We start from the raw sequence: 21,198 nt of genomic DNA, 5'->3' as shown, positions 1-21,198 counted from the left end.
GATGCTGCGCCGACGCACCCTTCTCGCGGGCCTCGCGGGCGGCCTGACCGCCGGCGTTGCGACGCCCGCCCGCGCCTCGACCGGCCGCCGCGTCCGGCACGTCCGCCCCGGCGACTCCGTCCAGGCCGCCGTGGACGCGGTCACCGGCCCCGGCTGGACGATCGTCGTCCACCCGGGCACGTATCGAGAAGTCGTCGACGTGCCCGCCGACAAGGGCGAGTTGACTCTGCGCGGCGCCACCCGCGACCCGTGCGACGCCGTCCTCGTCTTCGACAACGCCAACGGCACCCCGAAACCGGACGGTTCCGGCACCTACGGCACCGCGGGTTCCGCCACCTTCACCTCTTCCGCGCCCGGCCTCACCGTCCGCGACCTCACCCTCGCCAACGACTGGCTGCGCGCCGACCACCCGGAGATCACCGGAACCCAGGCGGTGGCCGTCCACGTCACCGGCGACCGCACGCACTTCGAGAACGTCCGCCTCCTCGCCCACCAGGACACCCTCTTCGCGGACACCACCGCGCTGGACGCCTTCGACCGGCAGTACTTCCACCACTGCTACATCGAGGGCGACGTCGACTTCGTCTTCGGACGGGGCCGGGCCGTCTTCGACGCCTGTCACTTCCACACCCTGCAGAGGGACGTCGCCTTCACCCCCAAGGGCATGGTCTTCGCCCCGGCCACCGCCCGGGCCAACCCCTACGGCTTCCTCGCCCTGCGCGGCCGGATCACCTCCGGCGCCGAGGACGCCGCCTACAAGATCGCCCGGCCCTGGGTGCCGTCGTACGAGACGACCGCCTGGCCCTCGCTCGTCGTACGGGACACCTGGATCGGGCCCGGGATCGACGCCGTCGCCCCCTACACCAACATGCGCGACGCCCACCCCTGGCAGACCATGCGCTTTCGCGAGCACGCCAACTCCGGTCCCGGCGCGGTGATCCCGGCGCCCGAGAACAGGCCGCAGCTGACGGCCGAGGAGGCGGCCGTGCACACCCGGCGGACGTATCTCGGGGCCTGGAGGCCGTATGGGCACGGGTGACACCGTGGGGCGCAGGGCGTTCGTGGTGGGGGCGGGGACCGCGCTGCCGGCCGGCTCAGCGGCCGTGCCCGGCGCGGAGGCCGCCGTCGTCGACGGGCCGCTGCCCGACTTCCATCCCGCGCTCAAGGCCGAACTGACCTTTCCCCTCGCCTGGGGGAACGCCCCGATCCACGACTTCCGCGCCTGGCGACGCGCCGCCCGCGCCAAGGTCGAGGACCTGCTGATCGTCGGGCGGGACGACCGCACTCCCTACGCCCCCGAGTACGGCGACCGCCGGCGACAGGACGGCTACACCAGCGAGTCGGTCACGCTCTCCCTCACCCGTCACGAACGCGTCCGCGCCGCCCTCCTCACCCCGCACGGCCCCGGTCCCTTCCCGGCCGTGCTGCTCCTGCACGACCACGGGGCGAAGTTCGACATCGGGAAGGAGAAGCTGGTCCGGCCCTGGTACGACGACACGCGGCTGGCCTCCGCGCAGGCCTGGTCGCAGAGGTACTTCAGCGGGCGCTTCGTCGGCGACGAACTCGCCCGGCGGGGGTACGTCGTGCTGTGCGCGGACGCCCTCGGCTGGGGCGACCGCGGCCCCCTCGCCTACGACCAGCAGCAGGCCCTGGCCTCCAACTTCTTCAACCTCGGCTCCTCGCTCGCCGGACTCATGGCCCGCGAGGACGCACGCGCCGCCGGATTCCTGGCCGGCCTCGACCGGGTGGACGCCGGCCGGGTCGCGGCCGTCGGGTTCTCCATGGGCGCCTTCCGCGCCTGGCAGGCGGCCGCGCTCAGCGACGACCTCGCGGCCGCTGCGGCCGTGTGCTGGATGACAGGGCTGAGGAAAATGACGGTCCCCGGCAACAACACCCTGCGCGGGCAGTCCTCGTACTACATGCTCCACCCGGGGCTTCCCCGGTTCCTCGACTTCCCCGACGTGGCGAGCATCGCCGCACCCCGGCCGATGCTGTTCTTCGACGGCGGGCTCGACCCGCTGTTCCCGGCCGACGGCGTCCACGCGGCCCATGACCGGCTGCGCACCGTCTGGCGCTCCCGTCACGCCGAGGAGCGGTTGCACCTGAAGACCTGGCCCGACCTCGGCCATGTCTTCGTCGACCGCATGCAGGACGAGGTCTTCGACTGGCTCGACACCGTCCTGTGAACGTCCCCAACCGCAACCGCAACCGCAACCGCAACCCCAACCCCGTCCCCGAACCCATCCCCTGAGTCCATGCCTCCCCGCACGACGGAAAGGACCCGCACTCCATGTCTCGTCGTACCGCTCTCACCGCCGCCGCGGCCCTCGCCCTCGGCGCCTCGCTCGCCGCCCTCCCCACCCAGGCACAGGCCGCCACCGTGGTCGTCGCCAACTCCACCGACCTGGCCAACGCCATCAAGAACGCCACCGCCGGCACCGTCATCCAGGTCCGCGGCGGCACCTACTACCCGACGGCCACCCTGCAGTCGACGGCGAACGGCACCTCCTCCTCGCCGGTCACCCTCACGGCGTACGGCTCGGAGACCGTGAAGATCGACGGCTCGTCGCTGCCGGGCGGCGCCTGGATCCTCAAGCTGACCGCCGACTACTGGAACGTCTCCAACATCACCTTCCAGAACTCGCCGGACAGCGCGGTCGTCTGCCAGTCCTGCGCCGGCACCAACTGGAACAACGTCAAGACCATCAACGGCGGCGACTCGGGCTTCACCCTCACCGGAGACGGGACGGTCAACAACACCGTCAGGAACATCGACTCCTACGGTCACTACGACGCCGCGGGCCACGGGGAGAACGCCGACGGGATCGCCGTGAAGTTCGGCTCCGGCAGCGGCAACCTCATCACCGGGGCCCGCCTGTACAACAACTCGGACGACGGGATCGACTTCTGGTCCTTCTCCTCGCCCGTCACCGTCGAGCACACCTGGTCCTTCGGCAACGGCGTCAACCGCTGGTCCGACTCCGCCTTCGCGGGCGACGGCAACGGCTACAAGCTGGGCGGCGACGGCGAGGTCGTCGCGCACGTCGTCAACAACTCGGCCGCCTGGGGCAACGCCGGGAACGGCTTCACCGAGAACTCCAACACCGGCGCCATCGTCATCAACCGCACCACCGCCTACGCCAACAGCAAGTGGGGCTACTACTTCGCCACCGGCTCCGCCAAGCTCGGCAAGAACCTCGCCGTGAGCAACGGCGGCGGCCCGGTCAGCAAGAGTTCGAAGGTCGCCTCGGCCGGCAACAACTGGGACTCCGGCGTCTCCACGCCCGCCTTCCGGTCGACGGACGCGAGCAGCACCTACAACGCCCGCAGCTCCAGCGGCACCCTGCCGGCGACCACGTTCCTGACCACGGGCAGCACGACCATCGGAGCCACCATGAACTGACTCCACCGAGGCGCTTGACCCGTTTTTTGCCCGACGGGTCTCGCGCCCACGGGGGTGACGCGCGTAGAAACCTGTGTCATGCATAAGTCACTGCGCATCACGGCCGTAGCCGCGGCCTGCGCCGTCGCCGGCGCCGCCCTGTACGGCGCCGGCGCGGCCACGGCCGGCCAGTCCACGGCCAACTCCACCCACGAGCCCTACAACATCGGGCTCCTGGTGAAGGACATCGACACCTACTACGGCACCGCCCCGGACGCGAACGGCGTCTACCAGGCGTCGCCGACCAGCCCGTACGCCAAGGACCTCGCGAGCATCGACAAGGCCGCGCGGAAGTACATCGACGAGGCCTCCCGCAAGGCGGTCAGGAAGCACCAGCGGCCCGCGGTCGTCTTCGACATCGACGACACCCTGCTGCTCAGCCTCGACTACGAGAAGCGGTACAACTACACGTACAACTCCGCCTCCTGGGCGGCGTACGTGAACAAGGCCGACCGCCCGGCCGTGTTCGGCAGCCCGGAACTCGTGCGGTACGCCGAGAAGAAGGGCGTCGAGGTCTTCTACAACTCGGGCCTCGCCGAGGCGCAGCGCGCCGCCGCCGTCGAGAACCTGAAGAAGGTCGGCGCCGACGTCAACCTCGACGCGGGCCACATGTTCCTCAAGAACGCGGCCGCCCCGCCGTCCTACCTGAGCGCCTGCGCCACGCCGGGGGCCTGGACCTGCACCACCGTGCAGTACAAGTCCGGCACCCGCAAGCACATCGAGGACGACCTCGGGTACGAGATCATCGCCAACTTCGGCGACCAGTACTCCGACCTCGAGGGCGGCCACGCCGACCGCAGGTACAAGCTGCCGAACCCGACGTACTTCGTCGGCTGACGTCCTGTGCGTCCCCCGCCCGGTCCACGAACCGGGCGGGGGACGCACGGCCGGCTCAGGAGCCGCCGGCGTCGGTCTCGGGAGAGGTGAAGCCGCCGCCCACGGAACCCTGTTGCCCGTCCGAGCGGCCCTCGATCGCGTAGCTGTCCTTCTTGGCGTCCCGGCCGCCGCGGTCGTGGTTGTACTGCCCGGCGAACACCCACTCGCCCTTGGCGACCGTACGGCCCTCCTTGAGCACCCACGTGTAGACCAGGAAGCCGTCCCGCTCGACCACCGTGAAGGTGAAGTCGTCCTCGGGCAGGGAGCGCCAGGCGCCCGACTGCGAGACGCCGCCGGTCTGCGCGACCTTCAACTGCACGGTCAACTGCGTGAGCTGTTCGGACGTCCTGAGCGTGACGTTGCTCTGCGCCCAGAAGTCGTTGCTGTGCGCGTCGATCGAGCCGGCCGACCCCAGCGGGCCGTCCTCGGTGTCGTTCGTCCCCGGCAGCATCGTGGCCGCGGGCGTGGAGGGCGTCGCCCCGGGACTCTTCGGCGGTGCGCTGCTGGGCTCGGCCGGGTCCTTCGCGCCGCCGCCGGAGCTCGGTGTGGCCCTGGGCGAGGCGGGCGGGCGGCTCGTCGCGTCCGGGGACTCGACCGGCGGCGAGGAGACGGTGACCGTCTGCTGCGCCGGGGTGTCGCCCTTCACGGCGGACGCCACCGCGTAGCCGCCCACCGCGAGCATGCCCGCGACCGCGGCCGTGGCGCCCACGATCCGGGTCCAGCCCCACAGGGGCGGGCGGGTGGCCCGGTGGTGGGAGCGCGTCTGTCCCTGCTCCGCCATGCCGCGCTCGACCCGCGCCAGGATCCGGGCCCGGTCGGGCTCGTGCGCCTCGGCCGCCTCGTGCAGCCGGGCGCGCAGCTCGTCGTGCACGTCCCGCTGCATCGTCATCGGTCCCTTCCCGAGGCCGAGGCCTCACTGGTGCGCACCATGGCGGGCACCTTGAGCGGAGTTCCCTTGGCGCCGAGCAGCTTCTGCAGCTCGGCCATTCCCTTCGAGGTCTGGCTCTTCACCGTACCGACCGAGACCCCGAGGGCGAGCGCCGTGTCCTTCTCCGAGAGATCGAAGGCATGGCGCAGCACCACGCAGGCCCGCTTGCGGAAGGGGAGTCTACGCAGCGCCGACTGGACGTCCACAACGCCCGCGACGTCCGGGTTCTCCGTCTTCTCCTCGCGCTGCGACCAGAACAGCGCGATCCTGCGGCGTTCGCGCACGGCGCTGCGGATGTGGGTGCGGGCGAGGTTGGCGACGACGCCGCGGGCGTACGCCACCGGGTGGTCGGCCGCCCGTACCCGGTCCCAGCGGTTCCACAGGGCGAGGAGCGCGTCCGCCGCCAGGTCGTCGGCGGCGTCCGACTCACCGGTCAGAAGGTGGGCGAGCCGGGACAGTTCGGCGTAGTGGCGGTCGAAGAAGGCGTGGAACTCCACCGAGGCGGCGTCGTCGACGACTGTGCCCACGGGTGACCTCTTCTCGGTGCGGCCGGTGCTGCTTCGGGCACCCGGCGGGGTGCTCCTGTGCGTGTCATGTGAATGACATGGGGATGCCCCGAGGAGGTGGTCGGGACGAGATCGGGAAGCGTAGCAGTGATCGAGAACCTGTTGGCGTGCGGGGGTTCGAACGTGCCGCGGCGGGCCGAACGTCCTCGGAGTCCGATTCCGTAACACGGCGAAAACCTGAAGTCGGTTCAGCACAGGAACAATCCAGCCAGCATCCGCACCCAGATCATTCAGGCACCTAGGAGTACCAGCCATGTCCGTGACGAAGAAGACGGCCGACCGGCCTGACGTCGCGCCACCCGCGGCGAACAGTGTCGACCGGTTCTTCAAGATCTCCGAGCGGGGATCCACCTTCGGCCGGGAGGTGCGCGGCGGCTTCGCCACGTTCTTCACCATGGCCTACATACTTGTCCTGAATCCGATCATCCTGGGCAGTGCCAAGGACAAGTTCGGCCACCAGCTCGACGCCGTCCAACTCACCACCGCCACCGCCCTGGTGGCCGCCGTGATGACGATCGTCATGGGCGTCGGCGGCAACCTGCCCCTCGCACTCGCCGCGGGCCTGGGCCTCAACGCCGTGGTCGCCTTCCAGATCGCCCCGCTGATGAGCTGGGACGACGCGATGGGCCTCATCGTGCTGGAAGGCCTGCTGATCTGCGTCCTGGTGGTGACCGGTCTGCGCGAGGCCGTCATGCACGCCATTCCGCAGCCGTTGAAGCAGGCGATCAGCGTCGGCATCGGTCTGTTCATCGCCTTCATCGGCTTCGTCGACGCCGGCTTCGTCAGCCGTATCCCCGACGCCGCCAACACAACCGTGCCGGTGCAGCTCGGCGGCACCGGCACGCTCAGCGGCTGGCCGGTTCTCGTCTTCTGCCTCGGCGTGCTGCTGACGGTCGGACTGCTCGCCCGCAAGGTGAAGGGCGCGATCCTGATCAGCATCGTCACGATGACGGTCCTCGCGATCGTCATCAACTCGATCGCGGACATCAAGTCCTGGGGCCTGACCACGCCGTCGTGGCCCGACAAGATCGTCGACGCCCCCGACTTCGGGCTGGTCGGCCACTTCAGCCTGTTCGGCGCGTTCGGCGAGACCGGCGTCATCACGGTCGTCCTGCTGATCTTCACGCTGATCCTGTCCGACTTCTTCGACACCATGGGCACGGTCGTCGGCATCAGCGCGGAGGCCGGACTGCTGGACGAGAAGGGCGATGTGCCGGGCCTCGGCCGGGTGCTGCTCATCGACGGCGCGGCGGCGGTCGCGGGCGGCGCGGCCTCGGCGTCCTCGGCGACCTCCTACATCGAGTCGGCCGCCGGCGTCGGCGAGGGAGCCCGCACCGGCTTCTCCAACCTGGTCACCGGCGGCCTGTTCGCCCTGGCCCTGTTCCTGACCCCGGTGCTCACCATCGTCCCGCTCCAGGCGGCCGCCCCGGCCCTGGTCGCCGTCGGCTTCCTGATGATGACCCAGGTCAAGAGCATCGACTGGGACCGCTACGAGATCGCCATCCCGGCGTTCCTCACCATCGCCGTGATGCCCTTCACGTACTCGATCACCAACGGCATCGGCGCGGGCTTCGTGGCGTACGTCCTCATCAAGACGGTGCTCGGCAAGGCGAAGGAGGTCCACTGGCTGCTGTGGGGGGCCTCGGCGCTGTTCGTGGTGTACTTCGCGATCGACCCGATCGAGCAGATTCTCGGCGTGCGGTAGTTCCCGGGGCGAGCCCCGCACCCCGGCCGGGAGCGTTTCCCGGCCGGGGTGCTCAGGTGCTCACTTCTTCAGCGCCGCCTCCATCATCGCCTTGGCGACCGGGGCGGCCAGTCCGTTGCCGCTGACCTCGGAGCGCGCCGCGTTCGACTGCTCGACCACGACCGCCACGGCGACCTCCTTGTCCGAGGAGCCGGACTTGCCGTACGACGTGAACCAGGCGTACGGGGCCTTGCTGTTGTTCTCGCCGTTCTGGGCCGTGCCCGTCTTGCCGCCGACGGTGACGCCGTCGATGCGCGCGTTCGTGCCCGTGCCCTTCTCGACGACCGTCCGCATCGCCGACTGCAGTTGCCGGGCGGTGGAGGAGCTGAGGATCCGTGTGCTCGACGCGTCGTCGTAGTCCTTCAGCACGTCGCCGCCGCTGTCGGTGATCTGCGAGACCATGTGCGGCGAGACGAGCTCGCCGTCGTTGGCTATGGCCGCGGACACCATGGCCATCTGCAACGGGGTCGCCGTCACGTCGAACTGGCCGATGCCCGTCAGGGCCGTGGACGACTCGTCCATGCCGGACGGGTACACGCTCGTGTACGCCCGCACCGGCACGTCCAGGCTGTCGTCGTCGAAGCCGAATTCGTCGGCCATCGCCTTCAGCTTGTCCTGCCCGAGCTGGACGGCCATGTGCGCGAACACGTTGTTGCAGGAGTACTGCAGCGCGACCCGGATCGAGGCGTCCTCACACGGTGCGGAGGTGTTCTCGTTCTTCAGGTCCGTGCGGGTGCCCGGCAGCGTGTACGGGTCCTCGCTGTCGGTCTTCTCGTCGACCGACGAGTACAGCCCGTCCTCCAGCGCGGCCGCCGCCACCACCAGCTTGAACGTGGAGCCCGGCGCCAGCGGTTGCCGCAGCGCCCGGTTGACGAGGGGCTTGTCGGGGTCCGCGTTCAGCTTCTGCCAGGCCGTGCCGGCGGTGTTGGCGTCGGTCAGCGACGAGGGGTCGTACGACGGGGTCGACACGACCGCCAGGATCCGGCCCGTCTTCGGGTCGATCGCGACCGCCGCGCCCTTCTTGTCGCCGAGCGCGTCGTACGCCGCTTTCTGCACGTGCGGATCGATCGTCGTGATCACGTCGCCCGGGTCGGCCCGCTGGTTCGTGATCGTGTCCAGCGCGCTCTTCAGACCCGTGTCCGTGCCGTTGAGGAGGTCCGCGTAGACGCCCTCCAGCTGGGTCGGCGCATAGGCCTGCGAGGCGTAGCCCGTGACCGCCGCGTACAGCTCGCCGTCCGTGTACGTGCGCTTGTATCTGAGGTCGCCGCTCGTGGTGACGGCCGAGCCGGTGATCGCCTTTCCGGCCACGATGATGTTCCCGAGCGGCTTCGCGTACGTCTCGATCGCGTTGCGCCGGTTGTCCTGGTCGTCCGCGAGTGCCCGGCCCTCGTAGAACTGCACCCAGGTCGCCCGGAGCAACAGGGCGAACACCAGCAGCAGCGCGAAGACCGAGGCGCGCCTGATCGTCTTGTTCATTGCGATCAGAAGACGAACGGGAAGGAACCGATCGTTCCCGTCCGTCCGGAATTCTCATGGTCCGTTCATCCGGGACGGGTTCAGTTCTCCAGCCGCAGCACGATCTCCTCGATCTCCCCGCCGCGCGCGTTCGCGTACCCGGCGGCCCGGGCGGTGGGCCGGAAGCCGCACTTCTCCAGGACCCGCAGGGAGCCGGCGTTGTCGGCCGCCGCCCGCGCGAACAGCGGACGCTCCCGGACCTCCGACAGCAGGGCCGTCAACGCCTCCGTGGCGATGCCCCGGCCCCAGTACGCCCGGTCCACCCAGTACGTCACCTCGCGCTCGCCCGGCTCCCCGTAGACCGCGGCGCTGCCGACCACGTCACCGTCGGCCAGGATCGTGCGCACCACGTCGGACGAGGCGCGGATCTTCTTCCAGTGGGTGTCGAAGGCGTCCCGGTCGGCGGGATCCTTCGGGGTGAACGCGGCCATCACGAGGGACTCGGGGTCGTTCATCTGCCGGAAGAACACCGGCAGATCGCTGTCGTGGACCCGGCGAAGAGCGATCGGCATGCCCCCGAGCCTACGTGCCCGCGCCTCACAGCCGTCTGGTCGCCAGCGTGAGCCGGTCACGCGCGTCGAACAGGGCGTCCTTCACCATCTGCTCGTGCGCGGGGGTGAGCCTCGCCACCGGCACCGAGCAGCTGATCGCGTCGCGGGCCGGCGTGCGGTAGGGGATCGCCACGCCGAAGCAGCGCAGGCCCAGCGTGTTCTCCTCGCGGTCCACCGCGAAGCCCTGCTCGCGGACCTGGCGCAGCTCCTCGATGAGCTTCTCCCGGTCCGTGATCGTGTGCTCGGTCAGCGCCGGCAGGGTCTCCGGGAGCATCTTGCGGACCTGCTCGTCGGAGTACGTGCTCAGCAGCGCCTTGCCGAGGGAGGTGGAGTGCGCGGGCAGCCGGCGTCCGACCCGGGTGAAGGGGCGCAGGTAGTGCTGGGACTGGCGGGTGGCGAGGTAGACGACGTTGGTGCCGTCGAGCCGGGCCAGGTGGATGGTCTCGGTGGTGTCGTCCGAGAGCCGGTCCAGGGTGGGGCGGGCGGCCGCGACCACCTCGTCGCCGTCGATGTAGGAGGTGCCCACGAGCAGCGCCCGCACCCCGATGCCGTACCGCGTGCCCGTCGCGTCCGTCTCCACCCAGCCCAGTTCCACCAGCGTGCGCAGCAGCATGTAGAGGCTGGACTTGGGGTAGCCGACGGCCTCCTGGACCGCTGCGAGGGAGTGCATTCCGGGGCGGCCGGCGAAGTATTCCAGCAGTTCAACCGTCCGCACCGCGGACTTGACCTGCGCCCCGCCCCCCGTCTCGCCAGCCGACATCGCCCTTGACCCCTTCGTTCGACGGGAAATACGCTCCGACAGCATATTCATCATCAGAGACAGCGTTCAGTATATCGAACGACCCTGGTGAATGAGCCAGTACCAAACGTGGAGGGACCCGCGGTGGCAGCAGCACCAGTCTGGAGTGTCGACCCCCGAACCGGGAAGCAGCGTGAACAGGTTGCGGTGGAGGCCACGGCCCAGGAGGTCGACGCCGTCGTCCGCGCCGCGCACGAGGCGCGCGGCTCCCTCGCGGACCGCGGCGTCCGCGCGGCCTTCCTGCGCTCGGCCGCGGACCGGCTCCAGGCGGCCAGGGAGACGCTCGTCGAGGTGGCCGACGCCGAGACCGCGCTCGGCCCGGTCAGGCTGAACGGCGAGCTGGCCCGCACCTGCTACCAGCTGCGCGCGTTCGCCGACATCGTCGACGAGGGCGCCTTCCTCGACGTCGTCGTCAACCACCCCGACGACACCGCCACCCCGCCGATCCCCGACCTGCGCCGCTACAAGGTGCCGCTCGGCGTGGTCGCCGTGTACTCGGCCTCGAACTTCCCCTTCGCCTTCTCGGTCGCAGGCGGCGACACCGCGAGCGCGCTGGCGGCCGGCAACCCGGTCGTCGTCAAGTCCCACCCCGACCACCCGGGCCTGTCCGAGCTGGTCGCCAAGGTGGTCCGCACGGCCGCCGCGGACCACGGCATCCCGCAGGACGTGCTCGGTCTCGTCCACGGCTTCGAGGCCGGCGTCGAGCTGATCAAGCACCCGCTGGTCGCCGCGGCCGGCTTCACCGGGTCGATCCGGGGCGGCCGCGCCCTGTTCGACGCGGCGGCGGCCCGCCCGGTGCCGATCCCCTTCCACGGCGAGCTGGGCTCGCTGAACCCCGTCGTGGTGACGGAGGCGGCGGCCGCCGAGCGCGCCGAGGCCATCGGCGCCGGGCTCGCCGGGTCGATGACGATGGGCGTCGGCCAGTTCTGCGTCAAGCCGGGCCTGGTGCTCGTACCCTCCGGCGCGGCCGGCGACGGACTGGTCAAGTCGCTGACCGACGCCGTGAGCGACACCGACGCGGGCGTGCTGCTCGACCACCGGATGCGGGACAACTTCATCGCCGGGGTCGCCGAGCGCGCGGAGCTGGCCGACGTGGAGTCGCCGGTCACGCCCGGCGCGGGCGGCGAGCACACCGTCAGCGCGGGCTTCCTGACCGTGCCCGCGGCCCGGCTCGCCGCCGAGGGCGAGCACGACCTGCTGCTGGAGGAGTGCTTCGGGCCGGTCACCGTCGTGGCCCGCTATGAGGACGACGGCGAGGTCAGGGCCGTTCTGTCCCGGCTGCCGGGCAACCTGACGGCCACGGTTCAGCTGTCCGAGGGGGAGGCGGCCGGCGAGGGGCGCGGCGGGGAGATCCTCGCCGAGCTGACGCCGCTGGCCGGACGGGTGCTGGTGAACGGGTGGCCCACCGGAGTCGCCGTCGCGCCGGCCCAGCACCACGGCGGGCCGTACCCCGCGACCACGTCGACCTCCACCTCGGTGGGCGGCACGGCGATCGAGCGGTGGCTGCGTCCGGTCGCCTACCAGAACGCTCCTGCCGCGCTGCTGCCGGTGGAGCTCCGGGACGAGAACGAGCTGGGGCTTCCCCGGCGGTTCAACGGTCGGCTGGAGCGGTAGCGCTCCGCGCGGGCGCCGTCGGGGCGCGACCGGCCCCGGCCGTCCACAGGCGGGCCGGGGCCGGCCGCGCCCGCGTCGCGGAGCCGCAACTCGAAGCAGCCCCGCGCCCGTTGGCCCCCCGGCTCCCCTGAGATGATGAGGCAATGGACGTCTCGCTTCCCGAACTGCCCTTCCCCCTCCGTACGTACGGACCCGACGGGCACTGGTCCCACGAGGACGGGGTGCTCACCGGATGGGCCGGGGCCCGGCAGGACCGGTTCGTGCCGCCCACCGGGGAGGCGCTGGATCCCGCCGCCGACGCCCCCCGGCTGCTGGGGGCGCCGGAAGGGGACTTCCAACTGATCGCGCGGGTCACCGTGGGGTTCAACTGGGCCTTCGACGCGGGGGCGTTGTACGTCCATGTCGGCGAGCGCGCGTGGGCCAAGCTCTGCCTGGAGTACTCCCCGGACGTGGCCACGGTCTGCACGGTGGTCACCCGGGGGCACTCCGACGACGCCAACTCCTTCACCGTGGAGGGAAGTTCGGTCTGGCTCCGGGTGAGCCGCACCGGCCGTGCCTTCGCCTTCCACGCCTCCCGCGACGGCAGGCGCTGGACCTTCGTCCGACTGTTCACGCTGGGCGAGGAGAAGGAGACCGGCGCCGCCCTGGTCGGCTTCATGGCGCAGTCGCCGATGGGGGAGGGGTGCGTCGTGACGTACGACCACATCGAGTTCCGCCACGCCTGGCCGGACGACCTGAGAGACGGAGGCTGAGCGGGAACGTCCCCCGTACGCAACCGGACCTCCGTGCGCAACCGGACCTCCGTGCGCAACCGGACCTCCGTGCGCAACCGGACCTCCGTGCGCAACCGGACCTCCGTGCGCAACCGGCCCCCCGTACCCAGCCGGCCCCCCCGTGCGCAGCCGGACCTCGGTGCGGCCGTGTAGGCCGTTTGCCGGTGCCGTGGTGCACCGGCCCGAAGCGGTGCCAACGATTCCAGGTGTGCCCGTCAGGCGATGACGTACGCCTGTCTCCGGGGCACGTGGACGGAGGTACGTGAGCATGAGACATCGCATTGCCGCCCTCGCGGCGGCGGGCGTGCTGGCCGCGGCGGTCCCGGCCGGCGCGGCCTCCCCGGAGCCCCCGCCCGGGTACGGGGACTCACCGCCGCCGGGGCCGACCGCTCCGCCGCCCGGTTCGGCGCCGCCGGACGGCGAGGCCTGGGCCTGGACCCAGCTGACCAGCGGCGGCACCCGGATCCGATACGTTTCCACGGATTCCAGCCACTCCTGCCCCAGCGTGAGATACACCTACCAGGCAGGCCCGCACACGGACGCCCTGACGCGGAGGAGCACGCCTTCGACGACGTCACAGTTCCCGACCACCGTCTGCGAGGCCGAGGTGCCTCTCACGGCCTCCGACGCGACGCTGGTGTCGGTGCAGGCGGCCAGGCTGCACCCGTCGTCCGGTCGGGTGCCGCTGCCGAACTGGACCTCGAGCACCCGTCCCACCAGGATCGGCGTGATCGGCGACACCGGCTGCTCGCTCCCCACGGACATGACCGAGCAGCCGCAGGACTGTGCGAACCGCTGGCCGTTCAGACAGATCGCGAAGAGTGTCGCCGACCGGACGAAGCCGGATCTCGTGATCCACGTCGGCGACTACCTCTACCGGGAGAACCCCGACAGGGCGAACGACAAGGCGGCGAACCCCGGCTGTACGGACTTCGCCGACAGAGCCGCCTGGGCCTGTGTGGTCGCCGACTTCTTCAGGCCCGCCGAACGTCTGCTGGCCGTGGCCCCGGTCGTGCTCGCCCGGGGCAATCACGAGGACTGCAACGCGATCCAGCAGGGCGGCGCGGGCGGCGCGTGGTTCCGCTACCTCGCCGACCGGCTGCGCTCCAACGAGTCCTGCAGCCTGTTCAGCCAGCCGGCGGTGATCCCGGCCGGCGCCCTGACCATCGCCAACGTGGACTCCTCGTTCGCCGACCGCAGGGACGACGGAGGCACGGCGAACCAGGGCGCCTACACCACGCATTTCAACGCCGTGAACCAGGCCGCGGCGAAGGCCCCCGGCGACGTCTTCGTGGTCACGCACAAGCCGCTGTGGATGGTGAAGGCGGCCGGATCGAAGGCGGGGGACGTCACCTGGGCGACGCCGGTCCTCGACGGGGCCGTCGCCGACACCTCCCTGCACCGCCTGCAGGGCGCGGTGCGCATGGTGCTCTCGGGACACTTCCACCTCGCCCAGAAGCTCGACTTCGACAGCGCCCGCCCGCCCCAGCTGACCTTCGGGAACTCGGGTGGCCCCGTGGACAACGGCCCGGTCGACGCCAATGTCGAGGTGCAGTCCATCGGCACGCCCGCGCAGCGGGTGAGACAGTCGGTGACCAAGCTGCAGACCCCCGGAGGTACGGGGATCTTCGGCTACGGGGATCTCCGCTGGGGCGGCACGACCTGGAATCTCAGCTTCCGTGACAGGAGCGGCGACCGTCTGGGCGGCAGCTGCATGCTGAGCAAGAGCACCGACCACCGGAACTTCCTCTGTTAGGAGCGTCCGGCAGCGGGGCGGGGAACCGTGTCGGCGGCTTCTCCGTCCTCCCCTGCATGTTCGGAGAACGCGTCACGGGACGCCGGGTGATCCGCACCGCCGTCCCTGCCGAGACCGAGAGGGTCGCCGCGCTGCACGCGCGCGCCCGGGCGACCTACTACCCGGACGGGATCCCGCAGGACGGCACCGACTGGCTCGCCGCCTGGCGCGCGGCCATCGAACGGCCCGACGGCCAGGTGCTGTGCGTCGTCGAGCGGGGCGGGATCGTCGGCGTCGCGTCCTTCCGCACGCCCGAGGGCGCGCCCGCGCACACGGTCAAGCTGTTCCAGTTCCACGTCGACCCCGGCCACTGGCGTGCGGGGATCGGCACGTCCCTGCACGAAGCCTGCGTCGAGCAGTGGCGGGCGGACGGCCGGCGCACGGCCGTGCTCGACGTGCACGCCGGCAACCGGCGGGCCCAGGCCTTCTACGCACGTCAGGGCTGGCGCCCGGATCCGGGGAACCCGCCCGCCGAGGACGACCACCATCTCTGGCTCAGCTTCGCGGTGCCCGGGGAATGAAGCGGGCTGCTTGAACGTTCATCCACTCGGCGGAGGGAGCCTCCGTGTCAGCCGCACGACCTGGAGAGAGCCGAGACATGCGCGTCGAGATCTGGAGCGACATCGCCTGCCCGTGGTGCTACGTGGGCAAGGCCCGCTTCGAGAAGGCGCTGGAGGCCTTCCCGCACCGCGACCAGGTCGAGGTGGTGCACCGTTCCTTCGAGCTGGACCCGGGCCGCGCCAAGGGCGACGTCCAGCCCGTGCTGGCCATGCTCACCAATAAGTACGGGATGAGCGAGGCGCAGGCGCAGGCCGGCGAGGAGAACCTGGGCGCGCAGGCCGCCGCCGAGGGCCTCGACTACCGCACCCGTGACCGCGACCACGGCAACACTTTCGACATGCACCGGCTGCTGCACTTCGCCAAGGAGCAGGGCCGCCAGGACGAGCTGATCCAGATCCTCTACCGGGCCAACTTCGCCGAGGAGCGGTCGGTGTTCTCCGAGGGCGACGAGCGTCTCGTGGAACTCGCGGCCGAGGCCGGCCTGGACGCCGACGCCGCCCGCAGCGTCCTCGCCGACCCGGCCGCGTACGCCGACGAGGTGCGCGCCGACGAGCGCGAGGCCGCCGAGCTCGGCGCGAACGGCGTGCCCTTCTTCGTCCTGGACCGCGCCTACGGCGTCTCCGGCGCCCAGCCCGCCGAGGTCTTCGCGCAGGCCCTGACCCAGGCATGGGGCGACCGCTCGCCGCTGAAGCCGATCGACGGCGGCGGCGCGGAGACCTGCGGCCCGGACGGGTGCGCGGTCCCCCAGCGGTGAACCTGCAGGTGGCGGCCTATCTATAAGCGTTCCTTAGGGAAATCACGTAAAAATCGGCAATGGACGACAGGTCCGGCGGGGCCCACAGTGGACGCATGAACACCTTCGAGCACCTCGTCGGCGCCGAGTTCACCCCGAAGACCACCTACCTGAACACCGCCAGCAACGGCCTGCTGCCCGCCCGTACCGTCGCCGCCGTGCACGCGGCGGCGCTGCTGCGGGCCGAGGGCAGGCCGCTGACCCCGCTGTTCGAGGACGTGCAGGCGTGCCGGGCCGCGTTCGCCCGGCTGGCCGGCGTGCCCGTCACCCGGGTGGCTCTGGGCGCCTCGGTCGCCGCGCACACCGGAGTGATCGCCGCCTCGCTCCCCGCGGGGGCGGAGGTGCTCACCGCCGAGGGCGACTTCACCTCCGTGCTGAACCCGTTCCACGTCCGCGGCGACCTCAAGGTCCGCGCCGTGCCGCTGGAGCGGATCGCCGAGTCCGTCCGCCCCGGCACGGCGCTCGTCGCCGTCAGCGCCGCCCAGTCCGCCGACGGACGGATCGCCGACCTGCCCGCCCTGCGGGAGGCCGCCCGGGCGCACGGGGCGCGCACCTACGTCGACTTCTCGCAGGCCGCGGGCTGGCTGCCGACGGACGCCGACGCCCACGACTTCTCCGCCGCCGTCTCCTTCAAGTGGCTGCTCGGCCCGCACGGCGCGGCCTTCCTCGTGGTCCCGGAGGACTTCGGCGGCCTGTCGCCGATCCTTGCGGGCTGGGTCGCCGGCGAGCAGCCCTGGGACAGCTGTTACGGCCCGGTGGCCGAACTCGCCCATTCCGCGCGGCGGTTCGACCTGACGCCCGCCCTGTTCACCTACGCCGGGCTGCGCCGTTCCCTCGAACTGCTGGAGGAACTCGGCGTGGCCACGATCGGCGCCCACAACCGGTCCCTCGCCGACCGCTTCCGCGCCGGCCTGGCCGCCCTCGGTCGCGAGCCCGTTCCCGCGCCCGGCTCCGCGATCGTCTCCGTGCCCGGACTCGGCCACCGTCAGCCCGAGCTGGCCGCCGCCGGCATCCAGGTCTCGGACCGGGCCGGCCACCTGCGCACCGCCTTCCACCTGTACAACACACCCGCCGACGTCGACCGCCTGCTGGACGTCCTGTCGGACTGACGCCTGACGCCTGACGCCCGACGGACGGCAGCCCGACGGGCCCAGGACTCCCTCACCCCGGTCGGGGAGGGTGTCACGGGCCTCGTCGGGCTGCCGTCCGTCGGCGGACGCGCCGGCGCTCACGTCACGGGCGTGAAGTCCCGCGCTCCGATGAAGTCCGGCCGGCGGATCGGCGCCGCGAACGGCTCCACGGCCGTGTTCTCCACACTGTTGAACACGATGAACACGTTGCTGCGCGGGAAGGGCGTGATGTTGTCGCCGGACCCGTGCATGGCGTTGCAGTCGAACCAGGTCGCCGAACCCGCCTTGCCCGTGAACAACTTGATGCCGTAGTCGCCGGCCATCGCGGTGAGCGCCTCGTCCGAGGGCGTGCCCGCGTCCTGCATCTGCAGCGACTTCTTGTAGTTGTCCTTCGGCGTCGCCCCGGCACAGCCGAGGAACGTGCGGTGCGAACCCGGCATGATCATCAGACCGCCGTTGGTGTCGAAGTTCTCGGTCAGCGCGATCGAGACGGACACCGTCCGCATGTTCGGCAGGCCGTCCTCGGCGTGCCAGGTCTCGAAGTCGGAGTGCCAGTAGAAGCCGCCGGCCCCGAAGCCGGGCTTGACGTTGATCCGCGACTGGTGGACGTACACGTCCGAGCCGAGGATCTGCCGGGCCCGCCCGACGACCCGCTCGTCGCGCACGAGGGCGGCGAACACCGGGCTCAGCTTGTGCACCTCGAAGACGGACCGGATCTCCTTGGACCGCGGCTCGACGATCGACCGCTCGTCCGCCCGGATGTCCGGGTCCGTGACGAGCTTCTCCAGCTCACGCCGGCAGACGGCGACCTCGTCGTCGCTGATCAACTGATCGATGGCCAGGAAGCCGTCGCGCTCGTACGCCTGGAGGTCGGCGGCCTGGATCGGGCCGGGAGTGTCGGGAGAGCCCCAGACCACAGGGTCCTGACGGGGGACGGACACCTCGGTGGTGCCACGGGTGGGGTAGAGATCGGTGAGGGTGGTCACGATGCTTGCACCTCCTCGGGCTCGGTCAGCAGGGGGTAGACGCCGTTCTCGTCGTGGTCCTCCCGCCCGGTCACGGGCGGGTTGAACACGCAGAGGCAGCGGAAGTCCTCCTTGACGCGCAGCGTGTGCCGCTCGTGCCCGTCGAGGAGGTACATGGTGCCGGGCGTGATGGTGTGCGTCAGCCCGGTCTCGTGGTCGGTCAGCTCGGCCTCGCCCTCGACGCAGACGACGGCCTCGATGTGGTTCGCGTAGTGCATCGACGTCTCGGTACCCGCGTACAGAATCGTTTCGTGCAGCGAGAACCCGACCCGTTCCCGGGCGAGGACGATGCGTTTGCTCTCCCACGTGCCGGACGCCGCCCGCACATGTCGGTCGGTGTCTTCGATGTCCTTGAACGAACGGACGATCACGGTGGTGCGATGCCTCCTAGGTAGGTGACGCGGGGTGGGGGACGCGGGCCGAGGGGGTCAGACGGTCTCCCGCACGGCGCGGGCGACGATGCTCAGACCCTCGTCCAGTTCCTCAGGGGTGATGGTCAGGGCCGGCAGCAGCTTGACGACCTCGCTCTCCGGGCCCGACGTCTCGATCAGCAGCCCGAGTTCGAAGGCCCGCTTCGCGACCCGTCCGGCCCGCGCCTTCTCGTGGAACTCCAGGCCCCACACCAGACCGCGTCCCCGGTACTCCTTGACGTCGGCGAGGTTCTCCTCGGTGATCGAGATCAGCCCCTGCTCGACCTGCTCGCCACGCGCCCGGGTCTGCTTCTCCATCGCGGACCCGTCGGCCCAGTAGGTCTCCAGGGCGGCGGTCGCGGTGACGAAGGCCGGGTTGTTGCCGCGGAAGGTGCCGTTGTGCTCGCCCGGCTCCCACACGTCCAGCTCCGGCTTGAACAGGCAGAGCGACATGGGCAGTCCGTAGCCGCTGATGGACTTGGACACGGTGACGATGTCCGGGACGATGCCGGCCTCCTCGAAGGAGAAGAAGGCCCCGGTGCGCCCGCATCCCATCTGGATGTCGTCGACGATCAGCAGCATGTCCTGCCGCTCGCACAGCGCCTTGAGCGCCCGCAGCCACTCCGGGCGCGCGGCGTTGATGCCGCCCTCGCCCTGCACGGTCTCGACGATCACGGCCGCCGGCTTGTTGAGACCGGAGCCCTGGTCCTCCAGCAGACGCTCGAACCACAGGAAGTCGGGGACCTGGCCGTCGAAGTAGTTGTCGAACGGCATGGGCGTCCCGTGCACCAGCGGGACCCCGGCGCCGGCCCGCTTGAAGGCGTTGCCGGTGACGGCGAGCGACCCGAGGGACATGCCGTGGAAGGCGTTGGTGAACGACACGATGGCCTCGCGCCCCTTCACCTTCCGCGCCAGCTTCAGCGCGGACTCCACGGCGTTGGTGCCGGTCGGGCCCGGGAACATGACCTTGTAGGGCAGGTCGCGCGGGCGCAGCACCAGGTCCTGGAAGGTCTGCAGGAACGTCCGTTTGGCGACGGTCGACATGTCGAGCCCGTGCGTGACGCCGTCCCGCATCAGATAGTCGATCAACGCCCGTTTCAGCACCGGGTTGTTGTGGCCGTAGTTGAGGGACCCCGCGCCGGCGAAGAAGTCGAGGTAGCGGTGACCGTCCTCGTCGAACATGAGGCTGCCCTGGGCACGGTCGAAGACGGCGGGCCAGCCGCGGCAGTAGCTGCGTACCTCGGACTCGAGGGTCTCGAACACGCTGAGGTCGGGCTGGGTGATGGTCACGACGAAACGCTCCTCGGGGTGGGGTCGGAAGGAGGGGGGCTGTGGGGCGCGGGGGGTCAGAAGGCGAGCGGGCCGATGCGGTACAGGACCTCGGGGTCGTGCGGGCCGTCGGGGAACAGCCCGGTGTCGAACAGCACTTCCCGTGTGACGGCGGCCCCGTGCCGTTCGGCGAACGAGGCGAACAGCCGCTCCGAGGCGGTGTTGCCCGGCGTGATGGTGGTCTCGACGGCGGTGAGCGTGCGCTCGGCGGCGAGCCGCGCGGTCAGCCCGTCGAGCAGAGCGGCGGCGAGACCGCGGCCGCGGTACGCGGCGTCGACCGCGACCTGCCAGACCAGCAGGGTGTGGGGGTCCTCCGGCCGTGCGTACCCGGTGAGGAACCCGACCGGCGTGCCGTCCTCCGCCCGCGCCACCGCCGAGGTGGCGGCGAAGTCGCGGCACCACAGCAGATAGCTGTAGGAGGAGTTCAGGTCGAGCGTTCCGGATTCCTTGGCGATACGCCATAGCGCGGCCCCGTCCGCCACCGACGGACGGTCGATATGCAGGTCTGCTTGTGTGGCGGTCATGCGGATTGAACTTACCCAGCGAAATTCAAAAACGCATGGAGAGGACGTGGTGATTCCGTGATGCCGCTGAAGCGTAAGGTTGTTTTGTCCATTTTTGCACCGTGCAAATGGTACATATCGCCCCGCTTGTGCAATGCGTCACGCGATTGTGATGTGCCGGAAATCCTCCGTGTTTAGGTGCGCGGAATCCGGGCAGAAGAACTCGGGAACGCTATCCGTCCGATGAGTTGGACAGGAAACTCGGTAAAGAAAGTCACAGTGAATTCGGGAATCACTCCTAATTCACACTCCGGTCACCCCGTCGATGCGCTCCCGGAGAATGTCGGCGTGTCCGTTGTGCCGGGCGTACTCCTCGATCATGTGGATGAGTATCCAGCGCAGGCTGACCTCGAGGCCCGCCATCGGGCCGTCGGGGATCCGGCCGGTGTCCTGCGGCGACCGCCCGGCGATCAGCTCGCGCCCGCGCGCGACCTCCCGCCGCCAGACGGCCAGCGCCTCGTCGAGACCGCGCCCGGCGTCGAGGGCGTACCCGGTCGCCTCCTCGAAGACCGGCGGTACGTCGAGCCCGGTGAACGCCCGCTGGAACCAGTTGCGCTCGACCTCGGCGAGATGCTGGACGAGGCCCAGCAGCGTCAGTTCGGACGGCTCCGCGGACGGCGAGCGCACCTGCTGCTCGTCAAGACCCGCGCACTTCAGCTCGAGAGTGGCCCGGTGGAAGGCGAGCCAGCTCTCCAGCATGGGGAGTTCGTCCCCGGTCATCAACGGGACGGGACGGCCGTCGGGAAGCGTCTGCGGTGTGTTGGCGGTCATGCGGGCAGCATGA

Annotated in this window: 21 protein-coding genes; 11 read left to right on the top strand and 10 right to left on the bottom strand. The window is 70.6% G+C overall.

What is annotated here, in order from left to right:
* Nucleotides 1-4: 4 nt before the first annotated feature.
* The 4 genes from ACZ7DE_RS20210 (at nt 5) to ACZ7DE_RS20195 (ending at nt 4,279) form a co-directional block, all read left to right on the top strand.
* On the top strand, nt 5-1,039 hold the full coding sequence (locus ACZ7DE_RS20210) for a pectinesterase family protein (protein WP_470763608.1): 1,035 nt from the start codon (nt 5-7) through the stop codon (nt 1,037-1,039).
* Nucleotides 1,026-2,186 carry a dienelactone hydrolase family protein gene (locus tag ACZ7DE_RS20205; RefSeq protein ID WP_470763047.1) on the top strand — a complete coding sequence of 387 codons (1,161 nt, stop codon included), beginning with the start codon at nt 1,026-1,028 and terminating at the stop codon, nt 2,184-2,186. Before ACZ7DE_RS20210 ends, ACZ7DE_RS20205 begins: the two co-directional genes overlap by 14 nt.
* Before the next feature lie 104 nt (nt 2,187-2,290).
* Nucleotides 2,291-3,403: a right-handed parallel beta-helix repeat-containing protein gene (locus ACZ7DE_RS20200; protein ID WP_470763045.1), complete on the top strand. Its 1,113-nt coding sequence runs from the start codon at nt 2,291-2,293 to the stop codon at nt 3,401-3,403.
* A 78-nt stretch (nt 3,404-3,481) separates the two neighbouring features.
* Nucleotides 3,482-4,279: an HAD family acid phosphatase gene (locus ACZ7DE_RS20195; protein WP_470763043.1), complete on the top strand. Its 798-nt coding sequence runs from the start codon at nt 3,482-3,484 to the stop codon at nt 4,277-4,279.
* A gap of 55 nt (nt 4,280-4,334) precedes the next feature.
* Here ACZ7DE_RS20195 and ACZ7DE_RS20190 read toward each other — a convergent pair whose 3' ends face one another.
* Together ACZ7DE_RS20190 and ACZ7DE_RS20185 are read right to left on the bottom strand one after the other, a co-directional pair.
* Nucleotides 4,335-5,207 (bottom strand): hypothetical protein, encoded by an 873-nt coding sequence (locus ACZ7DE_RS20190; protein ID WP_470763041.1) that lies wholly within the window; start codon nt 5,205-5,207, stop codon nt 4,335-4,337.
* Nucleotides 5,204-5,773, bottom strand: coding sequence for a SigE family RNA polymerase sigma factor (locus ACZ7DE_RS20185; RefSeq protein WP_470763039.1), 570 nt, complete (start codon nt 5,771-5,773; stop codon nt 5,204-5,206). The genes ACZ7DE_RS20190 and ACZ7DE_RS20185 overlap by 4 nt, the downstream gene beginning before the upstream one ends.
* 292 nt (nt 5,774-6,065) lie before the next feature.
* On the opposite strand from ACZ7DE_RS20185, the gene ACZ7DE_RS20180 reads away from it, so the two are divergent.
* Entirely contained in the window at nt 6,066-7,517 is a 1,452-nt protein-coding gene (locus tag ACZ7DE_RS20180; protein ID WP_470763037.1) for an NCS2 family permease, read from the top strand.
* Between the two features lie 60 nt (nt 7,518-7,577).
* On the opposite strand, the gene ACZ7DE_RS20175 is transcribed toward ACZ7DE_RS20180, so the two are convergent.
* The 3 genes from ACZ7DE_RS20175 to ACZ7DE_RS20165 form a co-directional block, all read right to left on the bottom strand.
* The gene (locus ACZ7DE_RS20175; protein ID WP_470763035.1) at nt 7,578-9,032 is read right to left on the bottom strand and encodes a peptidoglycan D,D-transpeptidase FtsI family protein; all 1,455 of its coding nucleotides are present in this window, start codon (nt 9,030-9,032) and stop codon (nt 7,578-7,580) included.
* 80 nt (nt 9,033-9,112) lie between these two features.
* The gene (locus ACZ7DE_RS20170; RefSeq protein WP_470763033.1) at nt 9,113-9,583 is read right to left on the bottom strand and encodes a GNAT family N-acetyltransferase; all 471 of its coding nucleotides are present in this window, start codon (nt 9,581-9,583) and stop codon (nt 9,113-9,115) included.
* 25 nt (nt 9,584-9,608) lie between these two features.
* Nucleotides 9,609-10,382: an IclR family transcriptional regulator gene (locus ACZ7DE_RS20165; RefSeq protein WP_470763031.1), complete on the bottom strand. Its 774-nt coding sequence runs from the start codon at nt 10,380-10,382 to the stop codon at nt 9,609-9,611.
* Between the two features lie 123 nt (nt 10,383-10,505).
* Here ACZ7DE_RS20165 and ACZ7DE_RS20160 point away from each other — a divergent pair, with 123 nt between their 5' ends.
* The 6 genes from ACZ7DE_RS20160 (at nt 10,506) to ACZ7DE_RS20135 (ending at nt 17,066) form a co-directional block, all read left to right on the top strand.
* Nucleotides 10,506-12,035, top strand: a complete 1,530-nt coding sequence (locus tag ACZ7DE_RS20160) for an aldehyde dehydrogenase (NADP(+)) (protein ID WP_470763029.1) — start codon at nt 10,506-10,508, stop codon at nt 12,033-12,035.
* A 143-nt stretch (nt 12,036-12,178) separates the two neighbouring features.
* Nucleotides 12,179-12,787 carry a DUF1349 domain-containing protein gene (locus ACZ7DE_RS20155; RefSeq protein ID WP_470763028.1) on the top strand — a complete coding sequence of 203 codons (609 nt, stop codon included), beginning with the start codon at nt 12,179-12,181 and terminating at the stop codon, nt 12,785-12,787.
* Between the two features lie 289 nt (nt 12,788-13,076).
* Complete coding sequence (locus ACZ7DE_RS20150) at nt 13,077-14,564, top strand: metallophosphoesterase family protein (RefSeq protein ID WP_470763026.1); 1,488 nt, start codon at nt 13,077-13,079, stop codon at nt 14,562-14,564.
* A 56-nt stretch (nt 14,565-14,620) separates the two neighbouring features.
* Nucleotides 14,621-15,124: a GNAT family N-acetyltransferase gene (locus tag ACZ7DE_RS20145; RefSeq protein WP_470763024.1), complete on the top strand. Its 504-nt coding sequence runs from the start codon at nt 14,621-14,623 to the stop codon at nt 15,122-15,124.
* A 77-nt stretch (nt 15,125-15,201) separates the two neighbouring features.
* Nucleotides 15,202-15,918, top strand: coding sequence for a DsbA family oxidoreductase (locus tag ACZ7DE_RS20140; protein ID WP_470763022.1), 717 nt, complete (start codon nt 15,202-15,204; stop codon nt 15,916-15,918).
* Nucleotides 15,919-16,013: 95 nt separating this feature from the next.
* A complete protein-coding gene (locus ACZ7DE_RS20135; protein WP_470763020.1) occupies nt 16,014-17,066 on the top strand; it encodes an aminotransferase class V-fold PLP-dependent enzyme in 1,053 nt (350 codons plus the stop codon).
* Nucleotides 17,067-17,185: 119 nt separating this feature from the next.
* Here ACZ7DE_RS20135 and thpD read toward each other — a convergent pair whose 3' ends face one another.
* The 5 genes from thpD to ACZ7DE_RS20110 form a co-directional block, all read right to left on the bottom strand.
* Nucleotides 17,186-18,073, bottom strand: coding sequence for an ectoine hydroxylase (gene thpD, locus ACZ7DE_RS20130; RefSeq protein WP_470763018.1), 888 nt, complete (start codon nt 18,071-18,073; stop codon nt 17,186-17,188).
* Nucleotides 18,070-18,483, bottom strand: coding sequence for an ectoine synthase (locus ACZ7DE_RS20125; protein WP_470763016.1), 414 nt, complete (start codon nt 18,481-18,483; stop codon nt 18,070-18,072). The genes thpD and ACZ7DE_RS20125 overlap by 4 nt, the downstream gene beginning before the upstream one ends.
* A 57-nt stretch (nt 18,484-18,540) precedes the next feature.
* Nucleotides 18,541-19,812 carry a diaminobutyrate--2-oxoglutarate transaminase gene (gene ectB, locus ACZ7DE_RS20120; protein WP_470763014.1) on the bottom strand — a complete coding sequence of 424 codons (1,272 nt, stop codon included), beginning with the start codon at nt 19,810-19,812 and terminating at the stop codon, nt 18,541-18,543.
* A gap of 56 nt (nt 19,813-19,868) precedes the next feature.
* A complete protein-coding gene (gene ectA / locus ACZ7DE_RS20115) occupies nt 19,869-20,375 on the bottom strand; it encodes a diaminobutyrate acetyltransferase (protein WP_470763012.1) in 507 nt (168 codons plus the stop codon).
* Between the two features lie 282 nt (nt 20,376-20,657).
* Nucleotides 20,658-21,185 carry a DinB family protein gene (locus tag ACZ7DE_RS20110; RefSeq protein WP_470763010.1) on the bottom strand — a complete coding sequence of 176 codons (528 nt, stop codon included), beginning with the start codon at nt 21,183-21,185 and terminating at the stop codon, nt 20,658-20,660.
* Nucleotides 21,186-21,198 lie beyond the last annotated feature (13 nt).

This window comes from Streptomyces sp. NPDC037083 (assembly GCF_055606485.1).
Note: the sequence above shows the minus strand (reverse complement) of the source record. Positions and strands in the feature narration are given on the sequence as shown.